The sequence below is a fragment of the Lacticaseibacillus hegangensis genome (assembly GCF_003946465.1).
Taxonomy (GTDB): Bacteria; Bacillota; Bacilli; order Lactobacillales; family Lactobacillaceae; genus Lacticaseibacillus; species Lacticaseibacillus hegangensis.
In genome coordinates this window covers 53020-77652 of record NZ_RHOL01000012.1, presented here as the reverse complement: position 1 = coordinate 77652, position 24633 = coordinate 53020, and the positions used below count along the sequence as shown (strand labels likewise).

At 59.1% G+C, this 24633-nt stretch carries 23 protein-coding genes; 13 read left to right on the top strand and 10 right to left on the bottom strand.

All coding sequences use genetic code 11. The features are described 5' to 3' along the window. From ltrA to EKM86_RS05185, 3 genes are all read left to right on the top strand, one after another. A partial coding sequence (gene ltrA, locus EKM86_RS05195; protein WP_125755734.1) for a group II intron reverse transcriptase/maturase occupies positions 1-1354 on the top strand: 1354 nt, incomplete at its 5' end. A 228-nt stretch (positions 1355-1582) separates the two neighbouring features. Continuing rightward, entirely contained in the window at positions 1583-2782 is a 1200-nt protein-coding gene (locus EKM86_RS05190) for a hypothetical protein (RefSeq protein WP_225419357.1), read from the top strand. Between the two features lie 61 nt (positions 2783-2843). After that, a complete protein-coding gene (locus tag EKM86_RS05185) occupies positions 2844-4667 on the top strand; it encodes a heavy metal translocating P-type ATPase (protein ID WP_125755732.1) in 1824 nt (607 codons plus the stop codon). A 57-nt stretch (positions 4668-4724) separates the two neighbouring features. Here the strand turns inward: EKM86_RS05185 and EKM86_RS05180 are convergent, their stop codons facing one another. Then, on the bottom strand, positions 4725-5432 hold the full coding sequence (locus tag EKM86_RS05180) for a GntR family transcriptional regulator (RefSeq protein WP_125755730.1): 708 nt from the start codon (positions 5430-5432) through the stop codon (positions 4725-4727). Positions 5433-5570: 138 nt separating this feature from the next. Here EKM86_RS05180 and EKM86_RS05175 point away from each other — a divergent pair, with 138 nt between their 5' ends. The 4 genes from EKM86_RS05175 (at position 5571) to EKM86_RS05160 (ending at position 8565) form a co-directional block, all read left to right on the top strand. Further along, the gene (locus tag EKM86_RS05175) at positions 5571-5900 is read left to right on the top strand and encodes a PTS sugar transporter subunit IIB (protein ID WP_125755728.1); all 330 of its coding nucleotides are present in this window, start codon (positions 5571-5573) and stop codon (positions 5898-5900) included. A gap of 58 nt (positions 5901-5958) precedes the next feature. Continuing rightward, a complete protein-coding gene (locus tag EKM86_RS05170; RefSeq protein ID WP_125755726.1) occupies positions 5959-6303 on the top strand; it encodes a PTS lactose/cellobiose transporter subunit IIA in 345 nt (114 codons plus the stop codon). Positions 6304-6587: 284 nt separating this feature from the next. Continuing rightward, on the top strand, positions 6588-8027 hold the full coding sequence (locus EKM86_RS05165; protein WP_125755724.1) for a 6-phospho-beta-glucosidase: 1440 nt from the start codon (positions 6588-6590) through the stop codon (positions 8025-8027). 142 nt (positions 8028-8169) lie between these two features. Continuing rightward, positions 8170-8565, top strand: coding sequence for a DUF1093 domain-containing protein (locus tag EKM86_RS05160; RefSeq protein ID WP_125755722.1), 396 nt, complete (start codon positions 8170-8172; stop codon positions 8563-8565). Positions 8566-8622: 57 nt separating this feature from the next. On the opposite strand, the gene treP is transcribed toward EKM86_RS05160, so the two are convergent. Both treP and EKM86_RS05150 read right to left on the bottom strand, forming a co-directional pair. Further along, positions 8623-10623: a PTS system trehalose-specific EIIBC component gene (gene treP / locus EKM86_RS05155; protein WP_125755720.1), complete on the bottom strand. Its 2001-nt coding sequence runs from the start codon at positions 10621-10623 to the stop codon at positions 8623-8625. Between the two features lie 175 nt (positions 10624-10798). Beyond that, a complete protein-coding gene (locus EKM86_RS05150; RefSeq protein ID WP_125755718.1) occupies positions 10799-11905 on the bottom strand; it encodes an SLC13 family permease in 1107 nt (368 codons plus the stop codon). Between the two features lie 325 nt (positions 11906-12230). Here EKM86_RS05150 and rlmH point away from each other — a divergent pair, with 325 nt between their 5' ends. Further along, positions 12231-12710, top strand: a complete 480-nt coding sequence (gene rlmH, locus EKM86_RS05145; protein WP_125755716.1) for a 23S rRNA (pseudouridine(1915)-N(3))-methyltransferase RlmH — start codon at positions 12231-12233, stop codon at positions 12708-12710. Between the two features lie 72 nt (positions 12711-12782). Here rlmH and EKM86_RS05140 read toward each other — a convergent pair whose 3' ends face one another. Further along, on the bottom strand, positions 12783-13022 hold the full coding sequence (locus EKM86_RS05140; RefSeq protein WP_125755714.1) for a hypothetical protein: 240 nt from the start codon (positions 13020-13022) through the stop codon (positions 12783-12785). A 258-nt stretch (positions 13023-13280) separates the two neighbouring features. Here EKM86_RS05140 and EKM86_RS05135 point away from each other — a divergent pair, with 258 nt between their 5' ends. The 3 genes from EKM86_RS05135 to EKM86_RS05125 all read left to right on the top strand — a co-directional run bounded on the left by EKM86_RS05135 (position 13281) and on the right by EKM86_RS05125 (position 16567). Beyond that, positions 13281-13694 carry a pyridoxamine 5'-phosphate oxidase family protein gene (locus EKM86_RS05135; RefSeq protein WP_164506175.1) on the top strand — a complete coding sequence of 138 codons (414 nt, stop codon included), beginning with the start codon at positions 13281-13283 and terminating at the stop codon, positions 13692-13694. A 316-nt stretch (positions 13695-14010) separates the two neighbouring features. Beyond that, on the top strand, positions 14011-15180 hold the full coding sequence (locus tag EKM86_RS05130) for an MFS transporter (protein ID WP_125755709.1): 1170 nt from the start codon (positions 14011-14013) through the stop codon (positions 15178-15180). Between the two features lie 130 nt (positions 15181-15310). After that, entirely contained in the window at positions 15311-16567 is a 1257-nt protein-coding gene (locus EKM86_RS05125; protein ID WP_225419358.1) for an NRAMP family divalent metal transporter, read from the top strand. A gap of 90 nt (positions 16568-16657) precedes the next feature. Here EKM86_RS05125 and EKM86_RS05120 read toward each other — a convergent pair whose 3' ends face one another. The 3 genes from EKM86_RS05120 to EKM86_RS05110 all read right to left on the bottom strand — a co-directional run bounded on the left by EKM86_RS05120 (position 16658) and on the right by EKM86_RS05110 (position 19759). Then, positions 16658-17374, bottom strand: coding sequence for a sulfite exporter TauE/SafE family protein (locus EKM86_RS05120; RefSeq protein WP_125755708.1), 717 nt, complete (start codon positions 17372-17374; stop codon positions 16658-16660). A 345-nt stretch (positions 17375-17719) separates the two neighbouring features. Then, positions 17720-18355, bottom strand: a complete 636-nt coding sequence (locus EKM86_RS05115; RefSeq protein WP_125755706.1) for a potassium channel family protein — start codon at positions 18353-18355, stop codon at positions 17720-17722. A gap of 18 nt (positions 18356-18373) precedes the next feature. After that, complete coding sequence (locus EKM86_RS05110; RefSeq protein WP_125755704.1) at positions 18374-19759, bottom strand: TrkH family potassium uptake protein; 1386 nt, start codon at positions 19757-19759, stop codon at positions 18374-18376. A gap of 118 nt (positions 19760-19877) precedes the next feature. On the opposite strand from EKM86_RS05110, the gene EKM86_RS05105 reads away from it, so the two are divergent. Continuing rightward, complete coding sequence (locus tag EKM86_RS05105; RefSeq protein WP_125755702.1) at positions 19878-21332, top strand: peptide MFS transporter; 1455 nt, start codon at positions 19878-19880, stop codon at positions 21330-21332. 238 nt (positions 21333-21570) lie between these two features. On the opposite strand, the gene EKM86_RS05100 is transcribed toward EKM86_RS05105, so the two are convergent. Together EKM86_RS05100 and EKM86_RS05095 are read right to left on the bottom strand one after the other, a co-directional pair. Next, positions 21571-22257, bottom strand: a complete 687-nt coding sequence (locus EKM86_RS05100; RefSeq protein ID WP_125755700.1) for an NADPH-dependent F420 reductase — start codon at positions 22255-22257, stop codon at positions 21571-21573. Position 22258: 1 nt separating this feature from the next. Further along, positions 22259-23302: an LLM class flavin-dependent oxidoreductase gene (locus EKM86_RS05095; RefSeq protein ID WP_125755698.1), complete on the bottom strand. Its 1044-nt coding sequence runs from the start codon at positions 23300-23302 to the stop codon at positions 22259-22261. A gap of 151 nt (positions 23303-23453) precedes the next feature. Here EKM86_RS05095 and EKM86_RS05090 point away from each other — a divergent pair, with 151 nt between their 5' ends. Further along, a complete protein-coding gene (locus EKM86_RS05090) occupies positions 23454-24179 on the top strand; it encodes an alpha/beta hydrolase (RefSeq protein WP_225419356.1) in 726 nt (241 codons plus the stop codon). A 31-nt stretch (positions 24180-24210) separates the two neighbouring features. Here the strand turns inward: EKM86_RS05090 and EKM86_RS05085 are convergent, their stop codons facing one another. Continuing rightward, positions 24211-24624: a hypothetical protein gene (locus EKM86_RS05085; protein WP_125755696.1), complete on the bottom strand. Its 414-nt coding sequence runs from the start codon at positions 24622-24624 to the stop codon at positions 24211-24213. Positions 24625-24633 lie beyond the last annotated feature (9 nt).

The following is a 24633-nucleotide window of genomic DNA, read 5'->3' as shown; positions in this document are numbered from 1 at the left end:
TGACCGCCAGCGAAAGGTAGGTCTGGAAGACCAAGAACAAGCTGGGGCGCGTAGTAAGACCTCCGTGGAAGAAGAAATGATGAGTGGCATTCAGTTTCAAGCGTTAGTTCTTGACCGCGACAACCTGAACAAGGCGTATCTACGAGTGGTCAGGAATAAGGGAGCGGCAGGCATCGACGGTATGACCGTTGATGGTCTACTGCCATACTTACGTAAACATCGAGCAGAGCTGCTTGCGCAGTTGCGCGACGGTACTTATAAGCCGGCGCCAGTGAAGCGAGTAGAAATACCAAAGCCCAACGGTGGCATGCGAAAGCTTGGCATACCAACGGTAATCGACCGTTTTGTGCAACAGGCCGTGGCCCAGGTACTCTCGCCGATGTATGAGCAAGTATTCTCTGACAATAGTTTTGGTTTTCGACCGCACCGAAGTGCCCATGATGCGATTCAACGTGCTGTGGAGCTTGACGACCAAGGTTACCGCTATGTCGTTGACCTCGATCTAAAAGCGTACTTCGATACGGTGAACCACGACATGCTTATCAAGTTTCTCGAACGACGCATCAACGACCGCTGGCTTCTGCGGCTCATTCGCCGCTTTCTAACCAGTGGCACGATGAATGGCAAGATGTTCGAACGCAGCGAACAGGGAACACCGCAAGGCGGTCCCATCTCCCCGCTGTTAGCTAACATTTACCTCAACGAGTTTGACCAAGAGCTCACTGCTCGCGGCCATGAATTCGTGCGCTACGCCGACGACTGCAATATCTTCGTTAAGAGTCCTAGAGCTGGTGGGCGTGTGCTCGCCAGTGTGACGCGGTTTCTTGAAAAGGAACTTAAACTCACAATCAACCAGGAGAAAACGAAGGTCGTCCCCACCAACAGGATGAAGTTTCTGGGGTTCACGGTAGGTCACACCAAAGATGGGGCATATCCCTATCCGGTGAGGCAATCGAAAATCAGAGTCAAGCAGGCGTTAAGGAAACTAACAAAGCGGAATCGCGGGATTTCACTGGCTCGGATGTTAGAGGAGATTCAGCTGAAGATGCGCGGCTGGTTGCAATACTATGGCCTGGGTAAGATGAAGACATTTGTGGCGCAGTTAGACACGTGGCTTCGAAGCAGAATTCGCCAGTACATCTGGAAGCAGTGGAAGAAAATCAGAACAAAAATCATGAACTTGAAGCGGTTAGGGCTATCAGCCGATGATGCGTATACCGCCGCAAACACCCGTAAAGGGGCATGGCGAACGGCTCACAGCAAGACGTTGACTTACACCTTAACAAACGAAAAGCTGGCGCACCTTGGACTGATAAATCTATCCAAGACGCTCCAGCAAATCCAGAATGCTTAAATTACTGAACCGCCGTATACGGAACCGTACGTACGGTGGTGTGAGAGGTCGGTAGCCGAATTAATCGGCTACCTCCTACTCGATTGCGCCGCCGCCGTTTAGCCTTGGTAAATTGAGTTGAGCAAGAGGCGAAAAGCCCGGCTCACAGGCGATTTTTAAAGGTCTTGCCCAGCGTTTGCCGGCGCGTTACGGTATGATGATGGAAGAGGATACGGGGGAGATACAGTAATGAAAGAAAAAAGCGAACTCAAGGTCACGGTGCCGGCTGGCGTCTATGCACAGCTGCGCGGGGACTTGGAGACGCCCATGCAACTGACTATTAAAAATGATCGCATCGTGATCCAGCCGGCCCCAGCGGACCGCCTCCGGTCAGGACGGCTGGCCTTTATCTGGCCGCTGTTGGTCAGCCTGGTGTCAACGGTGGCGATTTTTCTCTACTGGCTGCACATCGGAGTGCACGTGATCCCGATGACCGGGGATGTGTCGATCGCCAGTTTCACCATCGGTTTTGGGGTCGTGGGCGGCATCGCACTGTTTGCCGGCTTCTTTGTGCAGTCGCGCAACGATCCGGATAACCGGTTCTCCAAAGCCGTGTACTGGCGGAACTTCCCGGTGATCTTGCTGGCGTTTGCCATCATTTTGGGCATGGCCCTGCTGGGCACCTTTTGGGTGCTGGGCACGCTGTTTCCGGGGGCGACCTTTGATCCCTTCACGGCGGTGCTGCAGGTGTTGGTCTTTCTGATCTTGGCGAATGTGTTCATGGTGCAGATGGCCCTGCGGATCAACGCGGCCACGCTGTCCAGCCTGCTGACCATCGTGATCGTGTCGGGGGCGGTCATCTCGATGGCCTCAAACGGCAGCCGGCAGTGGTGGCAGTACAACCTGAGTTTTCTGGGCACTAAGCTGGCCTCAAACGCCTGGCAGTTCAACCTTACGCTGGTGATGACCGCGCTGGTGATGATCAGCCTGATCGATTACTTATTCGTGCAGTTGAACGCGCAGCACCGCAAGTCCTGGCGGCTGACGACGCTGCGGGCGTTGTTGACGCTGGCGGCGATCGATCTGGGCTGCATCGGGGTCTTCCCGAACAACGCGCAGTTTCACGTGCTGCATGACGAGATCGCGGGGATGCTGGTCACCATCATCTTGATTATCATCATCGGCCTGCGGTGGCTGTTGCCGGAAGTCTCCAAGGAATTCCTGTGGGCGTCGTACGCCATCGGGGTGGTCGAGTTTTTGATGAACATGGGCTTTCGGGTTTTCGGTTACCCGAGCCTGACCGCCTTTGAGATCCAAGGCTTCGCAATCGGGTTCGCCTGGCTCCTGTTTTTATTCAATCGGCTGCAAGCGCTGATCGCCGAGGGGACGGTCGCCTGGCCGATCGTCATTGAGTGTGAGCCAGACAAAGAAAATTCCCCGCGCAACTAACTAGACTTTCTTAATTAGAATGATTATAATTAAGCCTAGATAAAACAAGGGAGTGAGTGCGTTGAGAAATTATCGGCGGCTGTGGGCGGTGTTAACGGTCGGAATCGTGGCGTTGATCTTAGAGTTCGGGCTGCATCAGCCAACGTGGGCGCAGATCGTGATCACGGTCATTGGGGCGGCCATTGCCCTGTTAATGTTGTGGGACATGATCAAGACGCTGCGCAGCGGTTCGTTTGGCGTGGACCTGCTCGCCATCACCGCGGTGGTCGCGACGCTGGCCGTCAGCGAGTACTGGGCGGCGTTGATCGTCCTGTTGATGCTGACCGGCGGCGACGCGCTGGAAGACTTTGCGGCCACTAAGGCCAATTCCGATCTCAAGCAGCTGCTGGACAACACGCCGACGACGGCGCACCGTCTGGTGGCCGGCAAGCAGGAGGACGTCTCCGTTGATGACGTCAACGTGGATGACATCGTGCTGGTCAAGCCGCAGGAGGTCGTGCCAGTCGACGGGGTCGTCACCGAGGGCAGCAGCATGGTCGACGAGGCCAGCTTGACCGGTGAATCCAAGCCAATTGAAAAAAATCCCAAGGACGAGCTGATGAGCGGGACGGTCAACGGCGACAGCGCCCTGACCGTGCGCGTCACCAAGCGCGCCGAAGACAGCCAGTACCAGGGAATCGTGCAGCTGGTCAAGGAATCCGAAGCCCGGCCGGCGCATTTTGTCCGCATGGCCGACCGCTACGCCTTGCCGTTCACGTTGCTGGCGTATGTGATTGCCGGCGTGGCCTGGGCCGTCACCGGCAACCCGTTGCGCTTTGCCGAGGTGCTGGTCGTCGCGAGCCCCTGTCCGCTGATTTTGGCGGCGCCGGTCGCAATGGTGTCGGGGATGAGCCGCACCAGCCGCGCCGGGATCATTGTGAAATCCGGGACGGCGCTCGAGAAGCTGTCTTCCGCTAAAACCGTGGCGTTTGATAAAACCGGGACGATCACGCAAGGCGTGCTCGCCGTCGATCAGGTGCAGGCGCAGCCGGGCTACGACCAAGCGCAGCTCCTGAAGCTGGCCGCCAGTGCGGAGCAGCAGTCGACCCATATTCTGGCGCGCTCCTTGGTCAGCGAAGTCGGCAGTGGGAATCTTTTGGCCGCCACCGCCGCTGAGGAAGTCACGGCAGAAGGCGTCCAGGCCACTGTTGACGGCAAACTGGTCAAGGTCGGCAAGCCGGGCTTTGCCGGGACCGACGCGAATGTCGACAGCACCGCGGTCTACGTCAGCGTCGACGGCCAGTTTGCTGGCGTGATCACCTTCACCGACCGCATCCGGCCGGAAGCCAAGCAGACCCTCAGCGCCTTGCACGAGCTCGGCGTTGAAAACACCATGATGATCTCCGGCGATAATCAGGCCATTGCGGATGATGTCGCCCAGCAGGTCGGGGTGGATAAAGTGTTTGCCGAGCAGCTGCCGGCGGACAAGATCAAGGTGCTGGACAACACGCCGAAAAACGCGCGGCCAGTCGTCATGGTCGGCGACGGGGTCAACGACGCGCCGTCCTTGGCGGTCGCCGATGTCGGCATCGCCATGGGCGCGCACGGCGCCACGGCCGCCAGCGAAAGCGCCGATGCGGTCATCCTGCGCGACGACCTGACCAAGGTCGCCTGTGCGGTGATTATTTCGCAAGACACCATGCGTATCGCCAAGGAAGCCGTCTGGATCGGGATCGGGATCTGTACCGGCCTGATGCTGATCGCGGCGTTTGGGGTGATTCCGGTGATCATCGGTGCGATGCTGCAGGAAGTCGTCGACACCATCACCATTTTGTACGCGCTGCGGGCCCGCTCTGGGCGGCGCAACGCCGACATGTACGAGCCGGCCAAACCGGCCAAGGCATAACAAAACGCCGCTGCGAAAAACATTTCGCGGCGGCGTTTTCGTCTGCTTGGGTAGGGGTTAGTTGCTGCTGAGGTGCGCGGAGTGGAAGTAAAAGTCCAGTCCCGGGTAGCTGTACACGGTCTGGGAGAAGTTGAAGACCACGTTGTTATGCGTGTAATTGATCTGTGCCAGAGTCAGCAGGGAAGTGCCGGCGGCCAAGTTCATCAAGTCGGCCTTGTTGGGGCCCAGCGTGGTCAAAGACAGGAAATCGTCGGAGGATTCAGGATCGATGTCGTAAGTCTCCTTGATGAAATCAAAAATCGAGTCATCCAGGGCGTCGGTCGAGATGAACGGGATCTGATCGCGCAGGTAGTACGCCTCTTCCAAACAGTACAGCACTGAGTTGAAGTAGCGCAGGCGAATGATGCGCCACAGCTCGGTGTCGTCTTTGACCTTCATCGTTTGCGCCAGCGGGATCTCGCTGGCCTGCACGCGGTCAAAGGTGACGACCTTGGAGGTCAGCGGGCCGCGCTTGGCCAGCGACTTGCCGGCGCCAATCGAGAGGTTGATCGTCATCGAGCCTTGCAGCTGTACGTTGTTGATGTAGTAGCCGGAGCCCTGGATGCGGCGCAGCAACCCATGCTGGTAAACCACGTCGATGGCGCGCCTAATCGTGTTGCGGCTGACCCCGTACTGCTTCATCAGCTCCTGCTCAGTCGGCAATTTGGTTTGATACTCTCCGGCCTGGATCGCCTGGAGCAGTTTTTCCGCGATTTCGTGATACATGAGTTGCCCCTCCCAACAAATTTTAAGTCATGGGACTTGTTTATTTCGTACCCACGTATTATTATAGCATTGTAGCAATGAAAGCGGTTAAACTTCTAACCGCAAAATTTTATTCTCACACAAAGGGGAGTTTTAATTATGGCTGACAAGAAAACGATTATGTTGGTATGCTCTGCTGGTATGTCCACCAGCTTGCTGGTATCTAAGATGCAAAAGGCCGCAACGGCCGAAGGTGTTGAAGCGGATATTTTTGCAACCGCTGCCTCTGATGCTGATAACGCACTGGCAACCAAGAACCCAGACATTTTAATGCTCGGGCCTCAGGTTCGTTACCTGCTGGGTCAGTTCCAAAGCAAGGTTGACGGCAAGCTGCCGGTTGAAGTCATCAACATGCAGGACTACGGCATGATGAACGGCGAAAAGGTGCTCAAAGAAGCCCTGTCATCAATCGAAAAGGCCGGCAAGTAAGCTGCGGTAAACCGCAACCGCTTTCTAGACTAATTGACACGGATGATTGGAGAATACAATGGCTGAAGAAGAACAAGATCAGAACATGGATGCGATCATGGGTCTCATTTTGAACGGCGGGAATGCAAAGAGTTCCGCGTTCGAAGCGATCCAGGCAGCGAAGAAGGGCGATTTTGAAACCGCCGATGCAAAGCTCAAGGAAGCGGATGGCTTCTTGGTGGATGCGCACAACTCACAGACCAAGATGCTGACCGCCGAAGCAAACGGCGAGCACGCCAAGGTCACGCTGCTGATGGTCCACTCACAGGACCACTTGATGACCAGCATCACATTCCGCGATCTTGCGGGCGAAATTGTCGACCTATACAAGCGCCTAGACGGCAAACAGGTCGAGGACAAGTAATCTTTACATTGCAAGCGGCTGGAACAGCGATGTTCCGGCTTTTTTTGCAAGGTGCGCAGGCGGACGAACTTAGCCCGACGATTAGCCTAGCTGGAGGCATTGCCGCTGTTTTTTGGCGGCGAGGCCTCCAGCGTAGCTAAGCGCTCGGGCGTTGTCCGCCGAAGCCCAGTTAGAAGGTGCGCAGGGTTCACGAACTTAGTTGCGAACCCGGAGCCCGATTACAAGGCACCCAGTTTCGCGCACTTAGTTCCAATTACAGATAACACGTGAGGAGTTTCAGACCAATGACAAAAGGATACAAAATGCCAAAAGACTTCCTTTGGGGCGGCGCGATTGCGGCGCACCAAGCCGAAGGCGGCTGGCAAGAAGGCGGCAAGGGACTGAGCATTGCCGATACCATGCGGGCCGGAGAAAACGGCGTACCGCGCATAGAGGATGACAAAGTCCTAGATGGCCAGATTTACCCGAACCACTGGGGCGTCGAGTTTTACTCGCACTACAAGGAAGACATCAAGCTGTTTGCCGAAATGGGGATGACGGCGTTTCGGACGTCCATCGCCTGGACCCGGATCTACCCGAACGGCGACGAGGCCGTGCCGAACGAGGCCGGCCTGAAGTTTTACGACGACCTGTTTGCCGAGCTCCACAAGTACAACATTGAGCCGATCGTGACCCTGTCGCACTTTGAAATGCCGCTGCACCTGGTCAAGGCCTATGGCGGTTTTGGCAGCCGCAAGGTCGTCGACTGCTTCACCAAGTTTGCCGAGACCTGCTTCCGGCGCTACCACAACCAGGTCAAGTACTGGATGACCTTCAACGAGATCAACAACCAGACGTCCTGGCGCGATCCGCACCCGCTGCTGCAAAACTCTGGCCTGATCTTGGGCAAGGACGACAACTGGGAAGAGAAAATGTTCCAGGCAGCGCACCTCGAATTTGTCGCTTCGGCGCAGGCCGTGCAAATCGGCCACGCGATCGACCCGGGTTTACAGATCGGCGACATGATCGCCTTCAACCCGATTTATCCACTGACCGCGCGGCCGGAAGACGTCATGTACTGCCAGCGCGCGATGAACTACCGCTACTATTTCGGCGATGTCATGGCGCTGGGTGAGTACCCGGCCTGGCTCAAGAAGTACTGGGCGAAAAAGGGTTATGACATTGGCATCACGCCGGCGGACGAGGCCATCATCAAGGCCGGCACCGCGGACTTTGTGGGCTTTTCCTACTACAACTCCGCGGTGGTCAAGTACAGCGACGACAATCCGGACATGGACTTCGACGAGGCCAAAAACGACACGAAGAACCCGTACGTGCCGCGCTCGGATTGGGGCTGGCAGATCGACCCGGTCGGGCTGCGCTACAGTCTGAACTGGATGGCCGCTCGCTGGCACAAGCCGATGATGATTGTCGAAAACGGCTTTGGCGCCTTCGATAAGGTCGAAGCGGACGGCAGTGTTCACGACGATTACCGCATCAAGTACCTGGCAGACCACCTGCTGCAGGCCGAAAAGGCTGTTGCCGAAGACGGCGTCGACCTGCTCGGGTACTGCCCGTGGAGTGCCATCGACATTGTGTCCGCCTCCACCGGTGAAATGAAGAAGCGTTACGGCTTCATCTACGTCGATGCTGACGATCAGGGCCACGGCAGCTGGAAACGCAGCCGTAAGGACTCCTTTAACTGGTACAAGCAGGTCATCGCAAGCAACGGCGAGGATCTGTAAGCACTAAAATGCACGCCACTCGGTCGTTGAGCGGCGTGCTTTTGCGTCAAAATCATTCTCAGGCCTCCTTCAAACTCGACCTCAAGCCCTATGAGTCGGAGCGCTTCACCCGGTAAACTATTGGGTGGAAGGGGCGAGTCAAATGAAGCGGGTCTGGTGTAACGTTTGCGGGTTGGGACTGATCATTGCGGTCGTGCTGTTTGGCTTGCCGCTATTTACCCGTAATCAGCCCACTGAGGCGGCAGGGATGCTCGACCGGTATAATCCCGTCGTCCCGGAAGAAACCGTGTACGTGGCCACTGGCGGCTGCTCAGTGGAATGGGTCGCCAACCGCCACGGCGGCCGCGACTATCGCTACCGCCTGCAAAGATACTCGCGCCTGGGGACTGCCCGGCAGGTGCTGCTGCAAGTGACGGACGCCCCGCTGACGCCGCACGCCTACCTGGCCGTTCGCACCAAAGGCCAAACCGTGCTCTCCTGGCACCGGGTCAAGGCCAGCGCGATTCCCAGCGCTGCACGCAGAAAACTAGCGCGGTGACCGCCAAAAACGCCTGGATCAAAAGTCGATCCAGGCGTTTGCTGTAGGTACGATTAGTTAAAGCGCAGGCGCTACCGCACTGCCTGTGGCTTGTTCCGACATCTCGGCGGTTTTGGCCGCGGCGATCTCATCGCCCATCTTGTGGGCGCCAGTGGCCAGCAGCTTGAACTCGTCGAGGCGGTCGGAGTTGGTGATCACCACGATCACTTCCGTCGAGTGGCCAGCGGCTTTCACGGCGGCGATGTCCATGACCGCTAAGGTGACGCTTGGGTCGACCGCGTCGCCCGGCTGCACGTGGACCGTGAACGGGGCACCTTTCAAAGCAACCGTGTCCAGGCCCATGTGGACCAGCACCTCAAGGCCATTTTGCATCCGAATGCCGATCGCATGCTTGGTGTCGAATACCGACGTCACGGTGCCGACGACCGGTGAGTTGATGTGGCCGTCCTGAGGATCAACGGCAAACCCTTCGCCCATCATGTTCTGGGCGAAAACCTGATCCGGCACGGCGGCCAGTGGCATCACCTGCCCGGTGGTCGGGGCGTAAAGGTAATCGAACTGGACGGATTCGGCGTCCATTGCCAGCGGCTGGGTCGCCGGGGCTTCATCTTCGTCGATGATCGCGCCGGTTGCGTCATCCACGGCTTCAATCTTGTTGAGTGCTGGCACCTTGCGCAGCACGAAGGTGAGCACAAACGGCACGGCCACGGCGATCACCATACCAATGGCGAAGACACCGATGAACTGGCCGACAATCGACAGGATCCCTGGCAGGCCGCCGACTCCAATCGAGTAGGCGCGCACGCCCATGATGGTGACGAACATGCCGGCAATGCCTGAGCCAATGATGGCCGCGATGAACGGGTAAACGTACTTCAAGTTGATCCCGAACATCGCGGGCTCCGTCACCCCGAGATAGGCGGAGATGGTGGCCGGCACCGAAATACCTTCCTCTTGCTTATTGCCGCGGTGGGCAATCGCCACGGCCAGTGTTGCAGAGCCTTGCGCAATGTTGGACAGGGCAATCATCGGCCAGAGGTTCGTTGAGCCATAAGTGGAAATGAGCTGGGCGTCGATCGCCAGGGTAGTGTGGTGCAGCCCGGTGATCACGACCGGTGCGTACAGGAGCCCGAAGGCCAGGCCGAACAGCCAGCTGAAGTTGCTGGTCAAGCCGGCGTTGACGATGGCGGAAAGACCGTCACCGACCCACCAGCCGAAGGGCCCGAGGACCACATGGGCAACCAGAATCGTCGGCAGCAGTGAGAAGAACGGCACGAAGATCATCGAGATCGCCTGTGGGATGTGCTTGCGGAAGAAGCGTTCCAGGTAGACCAGCATGAAGCCGGCCAGCATCGCGGGGATGACCTGCGCCTGGTAGCCGATCATGTTCACCTGTGCAAAGCCGAAGTCCCAAAACGGGATCTTGCTGGCTGCCGTGCTGCTCACCGCGTAGGCGTTGAGCAGCTGCGGCGAAACCAGCGTGATCCCGAGGACGATCCCTAGAATCTGGGTCGTGCCCATTTTGCGGGTGATCGACCAGGTGATCCCGACCGGCAGGAAGTGGAAAATCGCCTCCCCTGGCAGCCACAGGAAGGCGTTCACCCCGGCCCAGAACTGAGACTGTTCGACGATTGTTGCGCCGCCGAACTGGACGCCTTCGAGAATGTTGCGGAAGCCGAGGATCAACCCACCGACGATGATGGCCGGCAGCAGCGGCGTGAAGATTTCGGCCAGCGTGGCGACGGCGCGCTGGATCACATTTTGGTGCGTCTTGGCGGCGGCTTTCGTCGCTTCCTTGCTGGCGCCGCTCAGGCCGGAAACAGTGGTGAAATCGTGGTAGAAGTCAGGGACTTCATTGCCGATGATTACCTGAAACTGCCCGGCGTTGGTGAACATGCCGCGCACGGCGCCGATTTTTTCAATCGCAGCCTTGTTTGCCTTGGCGTCGTCTTTCAGAACGAACCGCATGCGCGTGGCGCAGTGCATGAACGACGTGATATTGTCAGCGCCGCCGAGAGCCGAGAGCAGTTGCTTGGCGTCGGACTCGTATTTACCCATAATAGCCTCCTTGAATGAAATATTGATAACCTAGGTTAATTTTAGCTTATCGTAGAGGAGCCAAATAAGGCAACTAATAAGGGTGATGGCGAGATTAAAGGACAATAGTTATCGTCATATCCTTTAAAAATGTGCAAAAAAATAGCGCCGCGAACAGCGACGACGCAGCGGTTCCTTAATAAACGAAATCCAAGATGAGCCAGCCCATGCCGGCCAGCACGACCAGGCCGATTACGTTGAACACGAGGAAGCCCAGCAGGAACTTGCCGGCGTGGTGGTTGCCCCAGGTGGCGTATTCTTTGTACACCAGCAGGTTGCACATTGAGCCAACCACAGAGCCCAGGCCGCCGATGTTCGAGCCCAGAAACAGCGCGCCGGCGTAGTTCGTGAATTTGCCGATCAGCACGGTCGACGGGACGTTGGAAATCAGTTGGCTGGTCAGGATCGACGTCAGGAAAACGGAGTGCGCGGAGCTGACCAGCCCAGAGATCAGGTCGACCACCCAAGGCATCTGCTGCAGCACGGACACGATGACGAAGAAGCCGGCAAAGGTCAAGACGATCGCGTAGTCGACTTTCTTCATGATCTGCTTGTTGTACAGCACAGCCAGAAGGATCGCGGCGATGGCGCCGACATAGGAGGGGATGATCTTGAGCACCCCGGCGAAGATGAATAGCGCCACGATGGCCGTGATCACGGTTGGCCGGGTCTGGATGTGAATGTCCTGAAACCCGACTGCCGGCAGGGGAATCTTTTTAACGAAAACAGTAAAGCCGAGCAGCAGGATGATCGAGGCGATCAAGAGCGGAATCGACCAGCTGAAGAACTGGCCAATGCCAATGGTGTAGTGGCTCATCAGAAAAATGTTGTGGGTGTTGCCAAACGGGGTGAAGGCACTGCCGAAGTTCGCCGCCATGCCGATCAGCGTGACCGGCAGGATCTCGGGCAGCTTGTATTTCTTGGCGATTTCAAGGTACAGCGGAATGAGGGTGATCACCGTGACGTCGTTGGTGAGAAACATGGCGGCGACGATGGCGAGCCCCAAAAACATCAGCAGCAGCTGCCGCGAATCGGCGGCCAAACTGGTCAGACGGTAGGCGAAATAATCAAGGACATGCAGGTACTCGAAGATCTGGATGACGGTCATCATCCCGAGAATCGACCAGAGCGTATCGAAGCTGATGTCTTCAAGCTTCGGTCTGGCCGCGAACAAGCTCAGCACTACTAGGAACGCGGTGATCTGCAGCACCCGGTCCTTTGCAATGTTTTTGATTACAGTCATAAGTTTACACACTCCAAAAATGACTCAACGCTTCTATTCTGCGCCTATTTCGCAGGTCGTACAACGGGCGGCGTGTAAAACTCATGTAAATAGCGAACATTGAAAAAATGGGTGGTGAAGGTTAAAAACGTGTAAGAAACGGCAACAAAAAGCCGAAAAACCGGCATTTAGATTTTTCATGCCATGAATGGTCGGGCGAAATTATGTCATGGGTGGTGTGTAAAAAACACCAAATAAATCGTTACATTGTCCTTGCCTGATGAACACTGCGCGCCGTTTTGAGACGAGCGGATTTCGGGTATACTGGGCCTGTGAGGTGAAGCACATGAACATCAAAGTGATCGGCGTCGGCAAGCTTAAGGAGAAGTACTTCAAGGATGGCATCGCCGAGTACCGCAAGCGGCTGGATAAGTTCGCCAAGGTGCAGATTGTCGAAGTCGCAGACGAAAAAGCCCCGGAGTCGCTGTCCGAGGCGGAGATGGCGCATGTTAAAGAAGTCGAAGGCGAGCGCATCCTGGCCAAGATCAAGGACAAGGAGTGGGTCATCGCGCTGGCCATTGAAGGCAAGCAGCGGGCCAGTGAGGTCTTCGCTAAGGAGCTTGAGGACCTGGGCACGTACGGCCATTCCGATATCACCTTCGTCATTGGCGGTTCTTTGGGGCTGTCGCCGGCCGTGATGAAGCGCGCTAATGACACGTTGAGTTTCGGCAAGCTGACCATGCCGCACCAGCTGATGCGACTGGTGCTCATGGAGCAGATCTACCGGGCGTTCATGATCCAGATCGGGAGCCCGTACCACAAGTGATAGCCGCCTTTTTGACCAGTGGCGGCGCGGCAATGAGCTGCGCTGCTGTTTTTGATTTGGCGGGCAGTCGGGTTATTTCTTGTCACTGCCGGCGGGGTTGACTTTGATCGTGATCATTTTGTGGGTCTTGTTGTCGTAAACGCGGCGGGTCGAGCCGGTTTCATGCCGCCACTTGAAGGGGTTGCCGTTCTTGTCATAGATGACGGTTGCGGGCTCGGCGGGATGCGCTGGGCGCAGCTGGTGAACCGCGAACCCGGCGATGCCAATGGCGCAAATGCTGCTGATAATTGCGGCTGTCAGTCGTTTTTTCATGTCTTTTCCTCCATCGTTTAATGGGTGTCGTTCATCCAATCAGCGTATCAGAGCCGCAGTAAATTCCAGTGGGTGGGCGGTAATGATTTGCTGAGAAGGCTGGTCGGATTGCTTAGGCAGTTATCACGGTGGCCTAAGATTTTCATTGGCGAACATGACACATGAGCGACTAGCCTTGTAATCTCTGCCGTAACCGCTTACCATTTATTGTGACGAACGACTACAGCTCGCCCGAAAATACCTATTGGAGGGATTATTTTGGCTAATACAGAAGATCTAGAGAGAATTTTTAACGCGTCATCACAAATCGCGGTCGCGACATTGACCGAAGACGGCACTGCCCCTGACGTCCGCATCGTGCTGGGCGTTTACGACAAGGCCAACAACCAGGAGCTGTTCATGACGGCCGCCAACGCGGAAAAGGTTGCGGAAATTAGCAAGCACAGTCAGGCTTCGTTTGCGACACCACAGTTTGGCAGCAAAGATGTGGCCCGTGTCCGCAAGGCAACGGTCCAGAAAATCGACCCAACGCCAGACCAGTTGGCTTTGTACAACGCGAAGTACCCACAAACTGCGAAGTACGCCGCCCACTCCGACTTCTTCGCCCTGAGCTTTAAGCAGGCGGAAGTCACGATCGGTGGGGAGAACTCGACAGTCGAAGTTGCGGATTAAAACCGCAAGTTCAGAACCAAGCCGTTGGGTCGCCTTAGCTAGTGGAGTCGCCATTTGTTGGCTTTCTCTCGGGGCTCACCCATGTTATACTTTAAGTATAGAAAAGGCGGCGTGCCATCCAGCACGTCGCCCTGCAGACCGCTAAAGACGGTTGGCATTTAGTTAATACGGAATCAGACCGCTAAACCTCCTGCCAGAAGTTTACTAGCGGTCTTTTTTGTGCTCTGACACCAGTGACGAAGTAGTCACGCTGTAACCGTTGACATTGCTTGCCACTCCGCTAGAATTACCGGTATTGACGCATGCGGAGGGGCTTATGTTTTCTTTACTGTTGGGGATCATCTATTTAGCATTTATCAGCCTGGGCCTGCCAGACTCGCTGATTGGAGCCGGGTGGCCGGCGATGCACACGCAGCTCGGCGTGCCGACCAGCTATGTCGGCATCATCACCATGCTGATTTCGGCGGATACGATCATTTCAAGTTTGCTGTCAGACCGGCTGACGCGGCGATTCGGGGCAGGCAGGGTCACGGCGGCCAGCGTCGCGACCACGGCCCTGGCGCTCTTTGGCTTTTCGCTGTCACCCAGTTTCATTTGGCTTTGCGTCTGGGCGGTGCCGTACGGGCTCGGCGCTGGCGCGGTCGATGCGGCACTGAATAATTACGTCGCGCTGCACTACAAGGGCCGGCAAATGAACTGGCTCCACTGCTTCTGGGGCGTGGGCGCGGCGATCAGCCCGAACGTGATGAGCTATGCGCTGACCCACCAGCTGGGCTGGCAGGCGGGCTACCGCATCATTGGCATCATTCAGGTCGTCTTGACCTTTATCTTGATCGCGAGTCTGCCGCTATGGGCCAAGCCCCAAACCCCGGCAAGCGGCAAAACCGCCAGCGCACCGCTGAAAATCGGCCAGCTGCTGCACCTACGCGGCCTGAAGCAGGTCCTCGTGGCCTTTTTCGCCTACTGTGCGCTCGAGGCAACGGCCGGCATTTGGGCCGCCAGTTATCTGGTTCAGGCCCGCGGGGTCGCAGTCACGACGGCCGCCCGGTTCGCCGCGCTGTTCTATATTGGCATCACAGTGGGCCGGTTCCTGTCCGGAATCATCGCCGATCAGCTGGGCGACCGGCGCATGCTGGGCCTGGGGACGGGCATCATGTTGGTGGGCGTGCTGCTGATCCTCCTGCCGCTGCCCGTGATGGCCGCGCTGGTTGGCCTCGTGGTCTTTGGCGTGGGGTGTGCGCCCATTTACCCGACAATCATTCACGAAACGCCGGCCTCGTTTGGCGCTGATCACTCGCAGGCGGTGATCGGGCTGCAAATGGCGTCGGCCTATGTCGGCTCCACCTTTGCGCCGCCGCTGTTTGGCCTGCTGGCCGGTGCAGTGTCCATCGCGCTGTATCCCGTGTACATTTTGGCCTTCACGGTGCTGATGGCCGGGGCGCTGATTTGGCAGACGCGGCTGATGCGCGCGAAGGGTGCGAATTAGCCTGTCCAGCGGGCGATTACCGCCAACCGTCGGCAGCCCTTTTCCAGTTTTGAGCTAAGTGCCGCCGTTCTGGTAGTACAATAAGCCTATTCTTGAATGCGCGGCCAAGTGCCGACAGAGCGGAGTGGCAATTATCGAAAAGAAAGACAATTTAACCAAAACTCGCCGGCGCGGGCGTGGCTGGCTTGCGGTCTGGGGACCGGGACTCTTGGTCATGCTGGCCGACACTGATGCCGGCTGCCTGATCACGGCGGCCCAATCCGGCGCGCAGTGGGGCTACACCATGGTGCTGCCGCAGCTGGTGCTGATCCCGGTCTTGTTCATGGCCCAGGAAATGACCGTGCGCCTCGGCATCATTACCCAGGAAGGGCACGGCACACTGATCCGGAAGTACTTCGGGCGCGGCTGGGCGTGGCTGGCGGCGGTGACGCTGGGGATTTCCGCCGTCGGGGCGCTGTTGACTGAGTTCATCGGCATCGCCGGGGTTGGTGAACTGTTCGGGGTGTCAAAGTGGATCACCATTCCAATTGCGACGGCGTTTCTGGTCGGCATCGCCTTTTTGGGCGAATACCGGCGCGTGGAAAAAATCGGCGTGATGGTCGGCCTCGCCGAGTTTGCGTTTGTCATCGCCATGGTCATGGCCAAGCCGCAGCTGGGGGACCTGATGCGCGGGCTGGTGACCGTGCCTTGGCGCAATAGCAGCTACGTGTACCTGGTAGCGGCCAACGTCGGTGCGGTCATCATGCCCTGGATGCTGTTTTACCAGCAGGGTGCGGTGGTCGACAAGCACTTGACGGCCGCCGACATTCCCCAGGAGCGGCGCGACACCGCCGTTGGGACTTTAATCACGCAGGCCATCATGATCGTGTTCATCGTGACTTTCGCTGCGACCGTCGGCAAGCACGGCGGCAGCGAGGCCTTCGCGACGGTGGGCCAAATGGCGACCGCACTGGCACCGTACCTCGGTGAGCTGCCCGCCAATCTGCTGATCGGCACCAGTCTGCTGGGCGGGTCGCTGGTCGCCGCCCTAGTGGTCGCTTTGGCTGGGACCTGGGGCCTGACGGAAGTGCTCGGCTGGCCGCATAGCCTCAACGAGCCGTTTAACTGCAAAAGCGCTGGCTTTTACCTGATTTATATCGGGGCGCACGTGATTGGCGCGGTGCTGGTGCTGGCGAACATTCAGCTGGTCGATCTGGCAGTCACGGTTGAAGTGATCAACGCGCTGCTGGTACCGATCGTGCTGGGCTTCTTGTTGCTGCTGGAGGCCAAGGCGCTGCCGGACCAGTATCGGATGCACGGCTGGTACCGGTTGGTTGCCACGACCTTGTGTCTGCTGGTGATGGCCTTTGGGCTGTACATGGTCGGGCCGATGACGCACTTGTGGTAGTGTTTTGAGGCATTAGACATCAAAACCGCATCAAGCGGGCACGCCCCTAAACTGCAGGGTCTACCCGGTTGGTGCGGTTTTTGCCGCTTGCTAGAAAAACAGGTAATACAGCCCGCTGAGGCCGATGAAGCCGTAAATCAGCGGCTTGATCTGCGCCAGATCCCACTTGGCGGCTAACAGCGTGGCGAGGAGAGTGCCCAGAGTCGCCGCGATGATCCCGCCGATGATGTAGGGGATAAGGCTGGTCGTGATGATGCCGCTGGCCACCCGCACGCTGGTGATGTAAATCGTGTCGAGCAGGAAGAAGCCCTGCAGGTTGCCCATGTAGGTCGGCACCGAGGTCGAAAGGGACAGAAAGTACAGGGCCATCAGTGGGCCGCCAATGCCGAAAAGACCGTTGAAAAACCCCGAGATCACCATGAAGCAAACGGCGATGTACCAGGGATAGCGCCGGTCGCCGGCAGTTTTGGCGAGGATGAAGTACAGCGCCAGCGCAACCAGCAGCACGCCCAGCAACAGCCGCAGCACATGCGTGTCCAGCACCTTGCCGAGGCGGACCGACCAGGTGGCGACCGCTGCGTAGATCAGAAACGGCCCAATCACTTGCTTGAAGTGAAAATCGCGCCGGTAGCGCCACGCCAGGCTGGCGGTGCAGCTGAGCATGACCACGCCGCCCAGCCCGGCGGCTTCGGCGATGGGCAGGATCGCCGGAAAGAAGATCATCATGATGATCACCGACCCAAAGCCGGTGATGCCTTGCACGAGCGCCGCGAAAAACGCTGGGATGAGAATGAGCAGCCAGTCCACGAAAAAGCCTCCTAACACCGATAGTTTCAGTGTGGCCAAGTCGCGTGGCACTGTCAATAGGCGTCAAGGCGGCCGTGTGTTCACGTGTGGGTTGCAACTGTCTGCCATCGTGGTACAGTAAAACTATCTTTTAAACTAAAGCGAGGTAAACGACATGACATATGACTTGAAGCTCAGCGAAGCAGACCTGCAAATGATCGAGGACTGCCACTCCAAGAACCCGTCCATCATCAAGGCGTGCGAAGAGGCCCGCAAGGCCGCAAAGTAACGCTTGATCAATCACGATGAGCCCAAAAGCAGCGGCCCCGCGCCAGGTGAACAATCGCCTGACGCGGGGCCGTTTTGTCATCGGGTATTTACCGTCAGCAGGACATCGTCTGCGCTCAAGATGGTGCTGGGCGGCACCGGGATCTGCGGCCGGCCGGCGCGTATCAGGGCCAGCACCTCGAGCCCGGCCGTGCGGCGGATGTCCGCCTCGGCCAGGGTCTTGCCCACCCACTGCGGGTCGGGCCGGCGCTCAGTGATGTCAACGCCTGGAATCTGGTCGAGCACGCCGAGGATGTTGGCGTTGACCAGCCTGTGGGCAATTTTTGCCCCCATTTCCACCTCCGGCAGGACGACCTGGTCGGCGCCGATGCGGCTGAGGATTTTGGCCTGACGGGCGTCGAGGGCCTTGACCACGACCCGGCGGCAGCCGCGCTCCTTAGCCAACATGGTGGCCATGACGCTGGCTTCGAACTGCTCGCCCATGGCAAACACGGCCACGTCGAAGTGCTCGATGGCCACGCGCGCCAGAAACGCATCGTCGCTGGCGTCGCCCACCACCGCCTGGTCGACCCAGTCGGCAACGGCCTCGACGCGGGCCAGGTCGCGGTCCGCGGCCAGAATTTCGACGTCATTTTCCGCCAGGTGAGAGACGATGCTGGTGCCGAAGCGGCCGAGCCCAAAGATAGCAAACGAGTGAGCCTGGGCGATTGTCATGGCGCTCTCCTTTCTGATTCAACCAACGAAAAGCGTGGCGGCAGGGTAGTCAACGGTGTGCGCCGCGCGCGTTTGCCGCGCGGTCAAGGCGATGGCCAGGGTCAATGGCGACAGGCGGCCGATGAACATGCAGGCGGCAATGATGAGCCGCCCCGCGCTGCTCAGGTGCGGCGTGAGGCCGGTGGTGAGGCCGACGGTGCCAGTCGCGCTGGTCGCCTCGAAAATTAGGTCGAGCAGTCCCGGCTGAAACGCGCTTTGGGCCTCGGTAAAATGCAGCAGCAGGACCGCCGCGGCAACCACCGCAAACAGCGCGAAAAACACGGCCAACGCACGCTGCAGCAGCGCCAGCGGAATGCGCCGGCCAAAAATCACGATGCCGAGGCGCCCGCGCAGGCCGGACACCACCGCTGCGGCCAGCAGGGCCAGCGTGATGGTCCTGACCCCGCCGGCCGTGCCCGCCGGCGAGCCGCCGATGAACATCAGCCCGCAGGCCAGCAGCTTGCTGAGGTCGCCCAGCTGGCTTTGATCCAGCGTCGAAAAGCCGGCGGTGCGCAGGGTGACGGACTCAAAGGCCGCCCTCAGCCACTTCTGCGGGGTGGCAAGTTCACCCAGGGTGCCTGGGTTCCCCCATTCGAGCAAGGCAAACAGCCCGGTGCCGGCGCCCACCAAGATCAGGCTGGTGAGGCAGACCAGCTTTGCGTTGACGCTGAGGCGGCCGCGCCGGTGAAGCGGCGTGCGGCCTTTTTTGAGCAGACGCCTAAGCTCGTACAGAACCGGAAAGCCCAGCCCGCCGAGCGTGATCAGCGCCATGACAGTCAGGCTGATGAGCCAGCTGCCTTGAAAGTCGGCCAGCGAATTCATGCCGATAATGTCAAAACCGGCGTTGCAAAAGGCTGACACCGCGTGAAAAACGCCGTACCACAGCGCCTCGCTCACCGCATAGCCGCGGTTTGCCGCCAAAAAGCCGAGCGTGAGCAGCAGCGCGCCGGCGCCTTCGATCACCAGCGTGTAGCGCAGCACCTGATGGACCAGCCGCCCCATGCCGCCCGGCGCGTCCTGGTTGAACAGGGTTTGGATGGCCAGGCGCTGGCGGAGCCCGATGCGCTGGCGAAACAGGAGCAGGCTGCCGGCGACCACGGTGATAAAGCCGATGCCGCCAAGCTGAATCAACGCCAGGATCACCAGCTGGCCAAACAGGGTCCACTGCTGCATCGTGTTGACCACCACGAGCCCAGTCACGCAGCCCGCGCTGGTGGCGGTGAACAGCGCGGTGAGCCAGCCGACCGATTGGCCGGTTTGGCTGGCCCACGGCAGCGCCAGCAGCGCGCTACCGATGCCAATCATTGCGGCAAAACTGACTAGGATCGCCTGCGGGGCGGAGAGGTGCCAGTGTCGTTTGCGCATCGCGGACTCCTTTCGAAAGTCGTTACCTTAACCTTAGCAAAGCGTCAAGGGAAAAGCATCGCGGACGCCTCGGCTTGTGCTATATTGAAACGTAATTGGGTACAAAGAGGGGCGAATTGTGGCACAGCAAAGCAGCATTTCCCGGCAGCCGCCGGCATTCAAACTCATGGCACTGGGGTCGTTGGGCACGGGGTTTGCGACCTACGCTGTCAGCGCCATCATGATCTTGTACCTGTACGAGCCGCTGCACTTGGGCGGACTCGGACTGGATCGCATCACCGCAACCCAGATCATGGCGGTGTTCTCCTCTTTGGGCTATGTGGCCGGGATCGCCGGCAGTTACGCGGCCGACCGGCTGGTGGGGCTGCGCAAGCCTTACCTGTACGGCACGCTGCTGAAAATTGTCGCCATCGCGCTGCTGGCCGTGCCGCGCGGCGGGCGCGCGTTGTTTTTCGCCAGTCTGGCCCTGCAGGTGGTCGCGTCCGGCGTGACCGGGCAAAGCCTGAACGCCTTGGTCGGTTTGCTTTACCACGATCGCGGCATGATGCGCAGCACTGCGTTCACGCTGCTTTACATTGTCTCAAATATCGGCGCTGCGGGGCCGGTCATCACCGGCGCGGTGGCGGTGCGCTTCGGCTACCACGCCGGGTTTTTGGTGGCCGTGTTCGTCCTGCTGGTGACGACGGTGCCGTACCTCATCCTGAATCACCGCTATCTCGGTGATTTGGGCGCGGCGGTGCCGGATCCCTTGCGCGCCAGTGAACGCCGGCAGCTGGGCCGGCGGGTGCTGGTGGGCGCCGGGGTGGCGGCCGCGCTCATTGGCAGCACGCTGAAGCTGGGCTGGCTCACCGCCAGTCGCTTCAGCAGCGCCGTCGGCATCCTGGGGATCTTTCTGCCGGTGTGGTATCTGGTCACCATTGTGCGCAGTCCCAAGGTGCAGGCGGCTGAGGCGCGGCACGTCAAAGCCTATGGGCTGTTTCTGGTCGGCAACAGTATCACGATGCTGGTGTACGGCCAGGCGACGGGGATCTTGTCGCTGTACACGCTGGATCAGGTGAACCTGAACGTGTGGGGACTGCACCTGTCGGCCGCTAGTTTTCAAACCATTCCCGCGGTCCTGGCGGTGCTGTTTGGTACCGTGATCAGCGGCGTATGGGCACGGCTGGGGCGGCGGCAGCCCAGCGCCAGCCGAAAATTTGGCCTGGGCATGCTGTTTTGGGGCGCCGGGCCGCTGTTCATGATCCTGCCGCTGCGCCTGTTTCCGCCGAGCGTGAAGGTATCGCCGCTGTGGATCGTGATGTTCTACGTCCTGATTATCGCAGGCGAGACCGTGACCTCACCGATCGGCACGGCGCTGGCGAGCCAGGTGGCCCCGGCGGCGTTTGTGACCCAGATGATGACGGTGTTCACGCTGTCGCAGGCCGCCGGTTCCGGTCTGTCGGCGATCGCCGCAAACTTTTACACGCCAGGGCACGAGTCCGGCTACTTTCTGGTCATCGGGGGCGTCGCCGTCTTGTGGGGGCTGGTCATGCTGCTTGCGGACGGGCGAATCACAGCCGGACTTGAGGGGTAAAATTATTTGTTAACCCCATTGCATAGTTTGTCTGTTTTCGTTAAACTGTTTGAGACTAGGAAGGTGCTAGTCAGCTCAAATGGCGCTGCCTCCCCCCGAGCGGCGCGATCGGCCACTTGCCGGCACCGGACCCGGTGAGTGGCCCACATGGCCTAAGACCTCGCTGCAGCGATGCAGACGAGGTCGTTTTATTTTCGAGGGCAAAAAAATCCCTGCCGAGGCGGCAGGGTAGGAATGGTTACTTGATTGGGCCGCCGCGCTTGGCAATGATTTCCTTGCCGAACGGACTGTCGTAGATTGCGTCGAGCTTGGCTTCGAACTGGTCGCGCGGAATGGCCTCGCCGAACAGCGGGCTGCCCGGCTCCAGCACTAGGCCGAACCTTAAGGGCCCAAGGTCGAAGGGGTCAAAGCCGAACGCGGTGAGGACTTGCTTGACCAGCGGGCGAATGTCGTCGTGGTCGGTGGCAAAGGCCATGGCCCGCGGCACGTCGGGATGGCGGTCGACCTCGATCTCCAGGTCGTGGTAGCCCATGTGGTTGAAGGCTTTGGCCACCTTAGCGTCCTTGAGCCAATCCTGGATCACTTCGGAGCTGGAATGGGTGAAGTCGGAAATGTGGTTGTGCGTCCCGTCGACTTCCTTCCAGTAGTTGGTCGCGTCAAGGACGACCTTGCCGGCAAAAGCGGCAGGGTCCAGGTCCTGGTAGCGGCTCAGCGGAATGGCCAGGATAATGACATCGGCTTTTTTGACCACATCGGCTGAGGTGGCACTGATTGCGCCGGGGGCCAAGGTGTCGATGACCCACTTTAGATCGGCGACGGAATGGGTGCTGCCGATCATGGTCGGCAAGTTGCGGCTGGTGGCGATGCGCGCTAGCGTGGAGCCGAGCTTGCCGGCGCCGAGAATACCGATTACTGGCTCTGTCATCTTACTCGCCTCCCAGCAGTTCCTTGACGCGGGGGATGACCCGCTCGCCAAAGTTGCGAATGGTAGCTTCGCGCTGGCTGAGCAGCTGACCGCCGGTGCCGTAAACCAGGTCAAAGCGCTTCATGTCCAGCGCCTTCATGTTATGCGCGATTTTCTGGGCGACCTGCTCCGGCGTGCCGACATAATACGAGCCCTTGTCGATTTCAAACTCGAAGCGGTCGCGGGTCATTGGCGCCCAGCCGCGGTCGATGCCAATGCGGTCCATTTCGGCCTTGATGTACTTGAAGCCGACTTCCACGGCCTCTTGCTCGTCGTCCAAAATAATGCCATGGGCGTGCATGCCAAGCGGATGCTCGGGCTTCTTGAACTGCGCGGCGGCCTTCTTGTACAGGTCCACGTAAGGGCGGAACCGGATCGGCTCGCCGCCGATGATGGCGATGACAACGGGGATGTCGTAGGCCACGGCACGAATGATCGACTCTGGCGACCCGCCGACGGCCAGCGAGGTCGAAATGGTCTCCCCGCTTGGGAGCTTCGGGTAAACCGTGGTGTCAGTCAGCTTCTGGGTGTACTTGCCGGTCCAGTTCATCGGCTTGCCTTCCAGCAGCTTTTGCCACATCGCGATTTTTTCCTCAAACAGGCCATTGTAGTCTTCCAGGTTGAAGCCAAACAGCGGGAAGGATTCCGTGAACGAGCCGCGGCCCAACATGATCTCCTCGCGGCCGTGACTTAGCCCATGCAACGTGGAAAAGCGTTCGAAGACCCGCACCGGGTCGTCAGAGGACAGCACGGTCACCGCGGTGCCCAGCTTGATGCTTTTGGTCACGGCGGCCATTGCGCCGAGGACGACCTCGGGGCTGGAGATGGCGAACTCTGGGCGGTGATGCTCGCCCAGCGCAATGCGGTAAATGCCCAGGTCGTCGGCCAGCTTGGCCTCCTTGATCACTTGGCGCAGGGTTTCATCGCCGTTGAGTGGGGTGCCGTCATCTTGAAATGCCAGGTCGCCGAATGTGTCGAGTCCAAACTCATACTTTGTGTCAGTCATGGTTACGCCTCCGATTGCTTACTTTTTGTAAGTTTAAATGTATCGTACCTGCTGGCGAACTAAAAAGCAAGTCTTTGGCGGGATTTTTTCCTGACCGGCCGCGTGGGTTATAATTGCGTCAACTTAGATGCGGTGAAAGGGGCTGTTTCACGTGAAACGAAGGACGAAGATTTGGCTCGGCGTGCTGATCGGCCTGGTGCTGCTGGTCGGGGTCGGCTGGGGCGCGCTTGAGGCGACCATGCACCAGCCCAGTCCCGCAGCGGCACGAGCCGCGCGCAGTGCCGTCAAGACGGACTACGGGCTGGCGTTCAAGGCCAAGCACCCGGCAGGCGCCGGGGTGCTCTTTTATCCGGGGGCACTGGTCGCGCCGGCCAGCTACAGTATTTGGGCCAAGCGCCTGGCCGCCTCAGGGACTTCGGTGTACATTGTCCGCTTTCCGCTCAACTTGGCGGTGCTGCGCGGCAGCCAGGCCGACCGAGTGCTGGCAGAAACCACGGGGCCAGTCGTCATCGGCGGCCACTCGCTGGGCGGCGTCATGGCGGCGCGCTACGCCAAGGCGCACCAAACCAAGCGCCTGGCGGGGGTGTTTTTCCTGGCGAGCTACGCGGACCAAAAGGGGCGGCTGACCAAGCGCGGGCTGCCGGTGCTTGCTGTCACCGCCGACCATGATCAGGTGCTGAACTGGTCGGCGTACCGCAAGGCGAAGACCAACCTGCCGCAAGCGACGCAATATGTTGAACTGGTTGGCAACCACGCGGGCTTTGGCAGTTATGGCAAGCAGCGCGGCGACGGCCAAAGTCCGGTGTCCGATGGGGCCCAGCAGCGCGCCGTTGCGCAGACGCTGCGCCGGTGGCTGAAGACGCAGGTTAACCGCTAAAAGCGCCTGCCAGATCCTGGCAGGCGTGGGCTTAGGCATGGCGGCGGAAAAAGTCGGCGGCGGTAAAGCCCGGCGGCTCCTTCAGGCCGGCCGTCAGCTCGGCAAACAAGGCGCGCCGCTGCTTCGCGTCCAGCGGGTGGCCGCCGGCTTTGGCCAGAAACACCGCTGCCGTCAGCCTTTCCGTGAGGTCCGGGTGCTGGCTTTCCCACAGCAGAATCGCCGCCTTTTTGGCTTTAGCCGCCGCCAGCTTTTCGGGGTAGCGGTGATAATAATAGCCGACGTTGGCACTGTGGAACGACCGGTAGCCAAAGCCGTGGGCGTCGTCGAGGACGGCGTGGGTGTCGGGATCGACCACCCGGATGCGCCGCAGCGGCTTGGCGTCTTTGGCTGCGCCGGCCGGCAGCGGCAGTTCGTAGACTTCCATGACGTAATCGCGTTTGATCATCAGCGAATC

What these genes read in the sequence shown, in the direction of transcription:
- EKM86_RS05160 (WP_125755722.1), top strand. Translation starts at nt 8,170, where the DNA reads ATGAAGCGGGTCTGGTGTAACGTTTGCGGGTTGGGACTGATCATTGCG.
- EKM86_RS05110 (WP_125755704.1), bottom strand. Translation starts at nt 19,759, where the DNA reads ATGCGCAAACGACACTGGCACCTCTCCGCCCCGCAGGCGATCCTAGTC.
- EKM86_RS05175 (WP_125755728.1), top strand. Translation starts at nt 5,571, where the DNA reads ATGGCTGACAAGAAAACGATTATGTTGGTATGCTCTGCTGGTATGTCC.
- EKM86_RS05130 (WP_125755709.1), top strand. Translation starts at nt 14,011, where the DNA reads ATGTTTTCTTTACTGTTGGGGATCATCTATTTAGCATTTATCAGCCTG.
- EKM86_RS05100 (WP_125755700.1), bottom strand. Translation starts at nt 22,257, where the DNA reads ATGACAGAGCCAGTAATCGGTATTCTCGGCGCCGGCAAGCTCGGCTCC.
- EKM86_RS05095 (WP_125755698.1), bottom strand. Translation starts at nt 23,302, where the DNA reads ATGACTGACACAAAGTATGAGTTTGGACTCGACACATTCGGCGACCTG.
- EKM86_RS05150 (WP_125755718.1), bottom strand. Translation starts at nt 11,905, where the DNA reads ATGACTGTAATCAAAAACATTGCAAAGGACCGGGTGCTGCAGATCACC.
- EKM86_RS05180 (WP_125755730.1), bottom strand. Translation starts at nt 5,432, where the DNA reads ATGTATCACGAAATCGCGGAAAAACTGCTCCAGGCGATCCAGGCCGGA.
- treP (WP_125755720.1), bottom strand. Translation starts at nt 10,623, where the DNA reads ATGGGTAAATACGAGTCCGACGCCAAGCAACTGCTCTCGGCTCTCGGC.
- EKM86_RS05165 (WP_125755724.1), top strand. Translation starts at nt 6,588, where the DNA reads ATGACAAAAGGATACAAAATGCCAAAAGACTTCCTTTGGGGCGGCGCG.
- EKM86_RS05190 (WP_225419357.1), top strand. Translation starts at nt 1,583, where the DNA reads ATGAAAGAAAAAAGCGAACTCAAGGTCACGGTGCCGGCTGGCGTCTAT.
- rlmH (WP_125755716.1), top strand. Translation starts at nt 12,231, where the DNA reads ATGAACATCAAAGTGATCGGCGTCGGCAAGCTTAAGGAGAAGTACTTC.
- EKM86_RS05115 (WP_125755706.1), bottom strand. Translation starts at nt 18,355, where the DNA reads ATGACAATCGCCCAGGCTCACTCGTTTGCTATCTTTGGGCTCGGCCGC.
- EKM86_RS05085 (WP_125755696.1), bottom strand. Translation starts at nt 24,624, where the DNA reads ATGATCAAACGCGATTACGTCATGGAAGTCTACGAACTGCCGCTGCCG.
- EKM86_RS05140 (WP_125755714.1), bottom strand. Translation starts at nt 13,022, where the DNA reads ATGAAAAAACGACTGACAGCCGCAATTATCAGCAGCATTTGCGCCATT.
- EKM86_RS05170 (WP_125755726.1), top strand. Translation starts at nt 5,959, where the DNA reads ATGGCTGAAGAAGAACAAGATCAGAACATGGATGCGATCATGGGTCTC.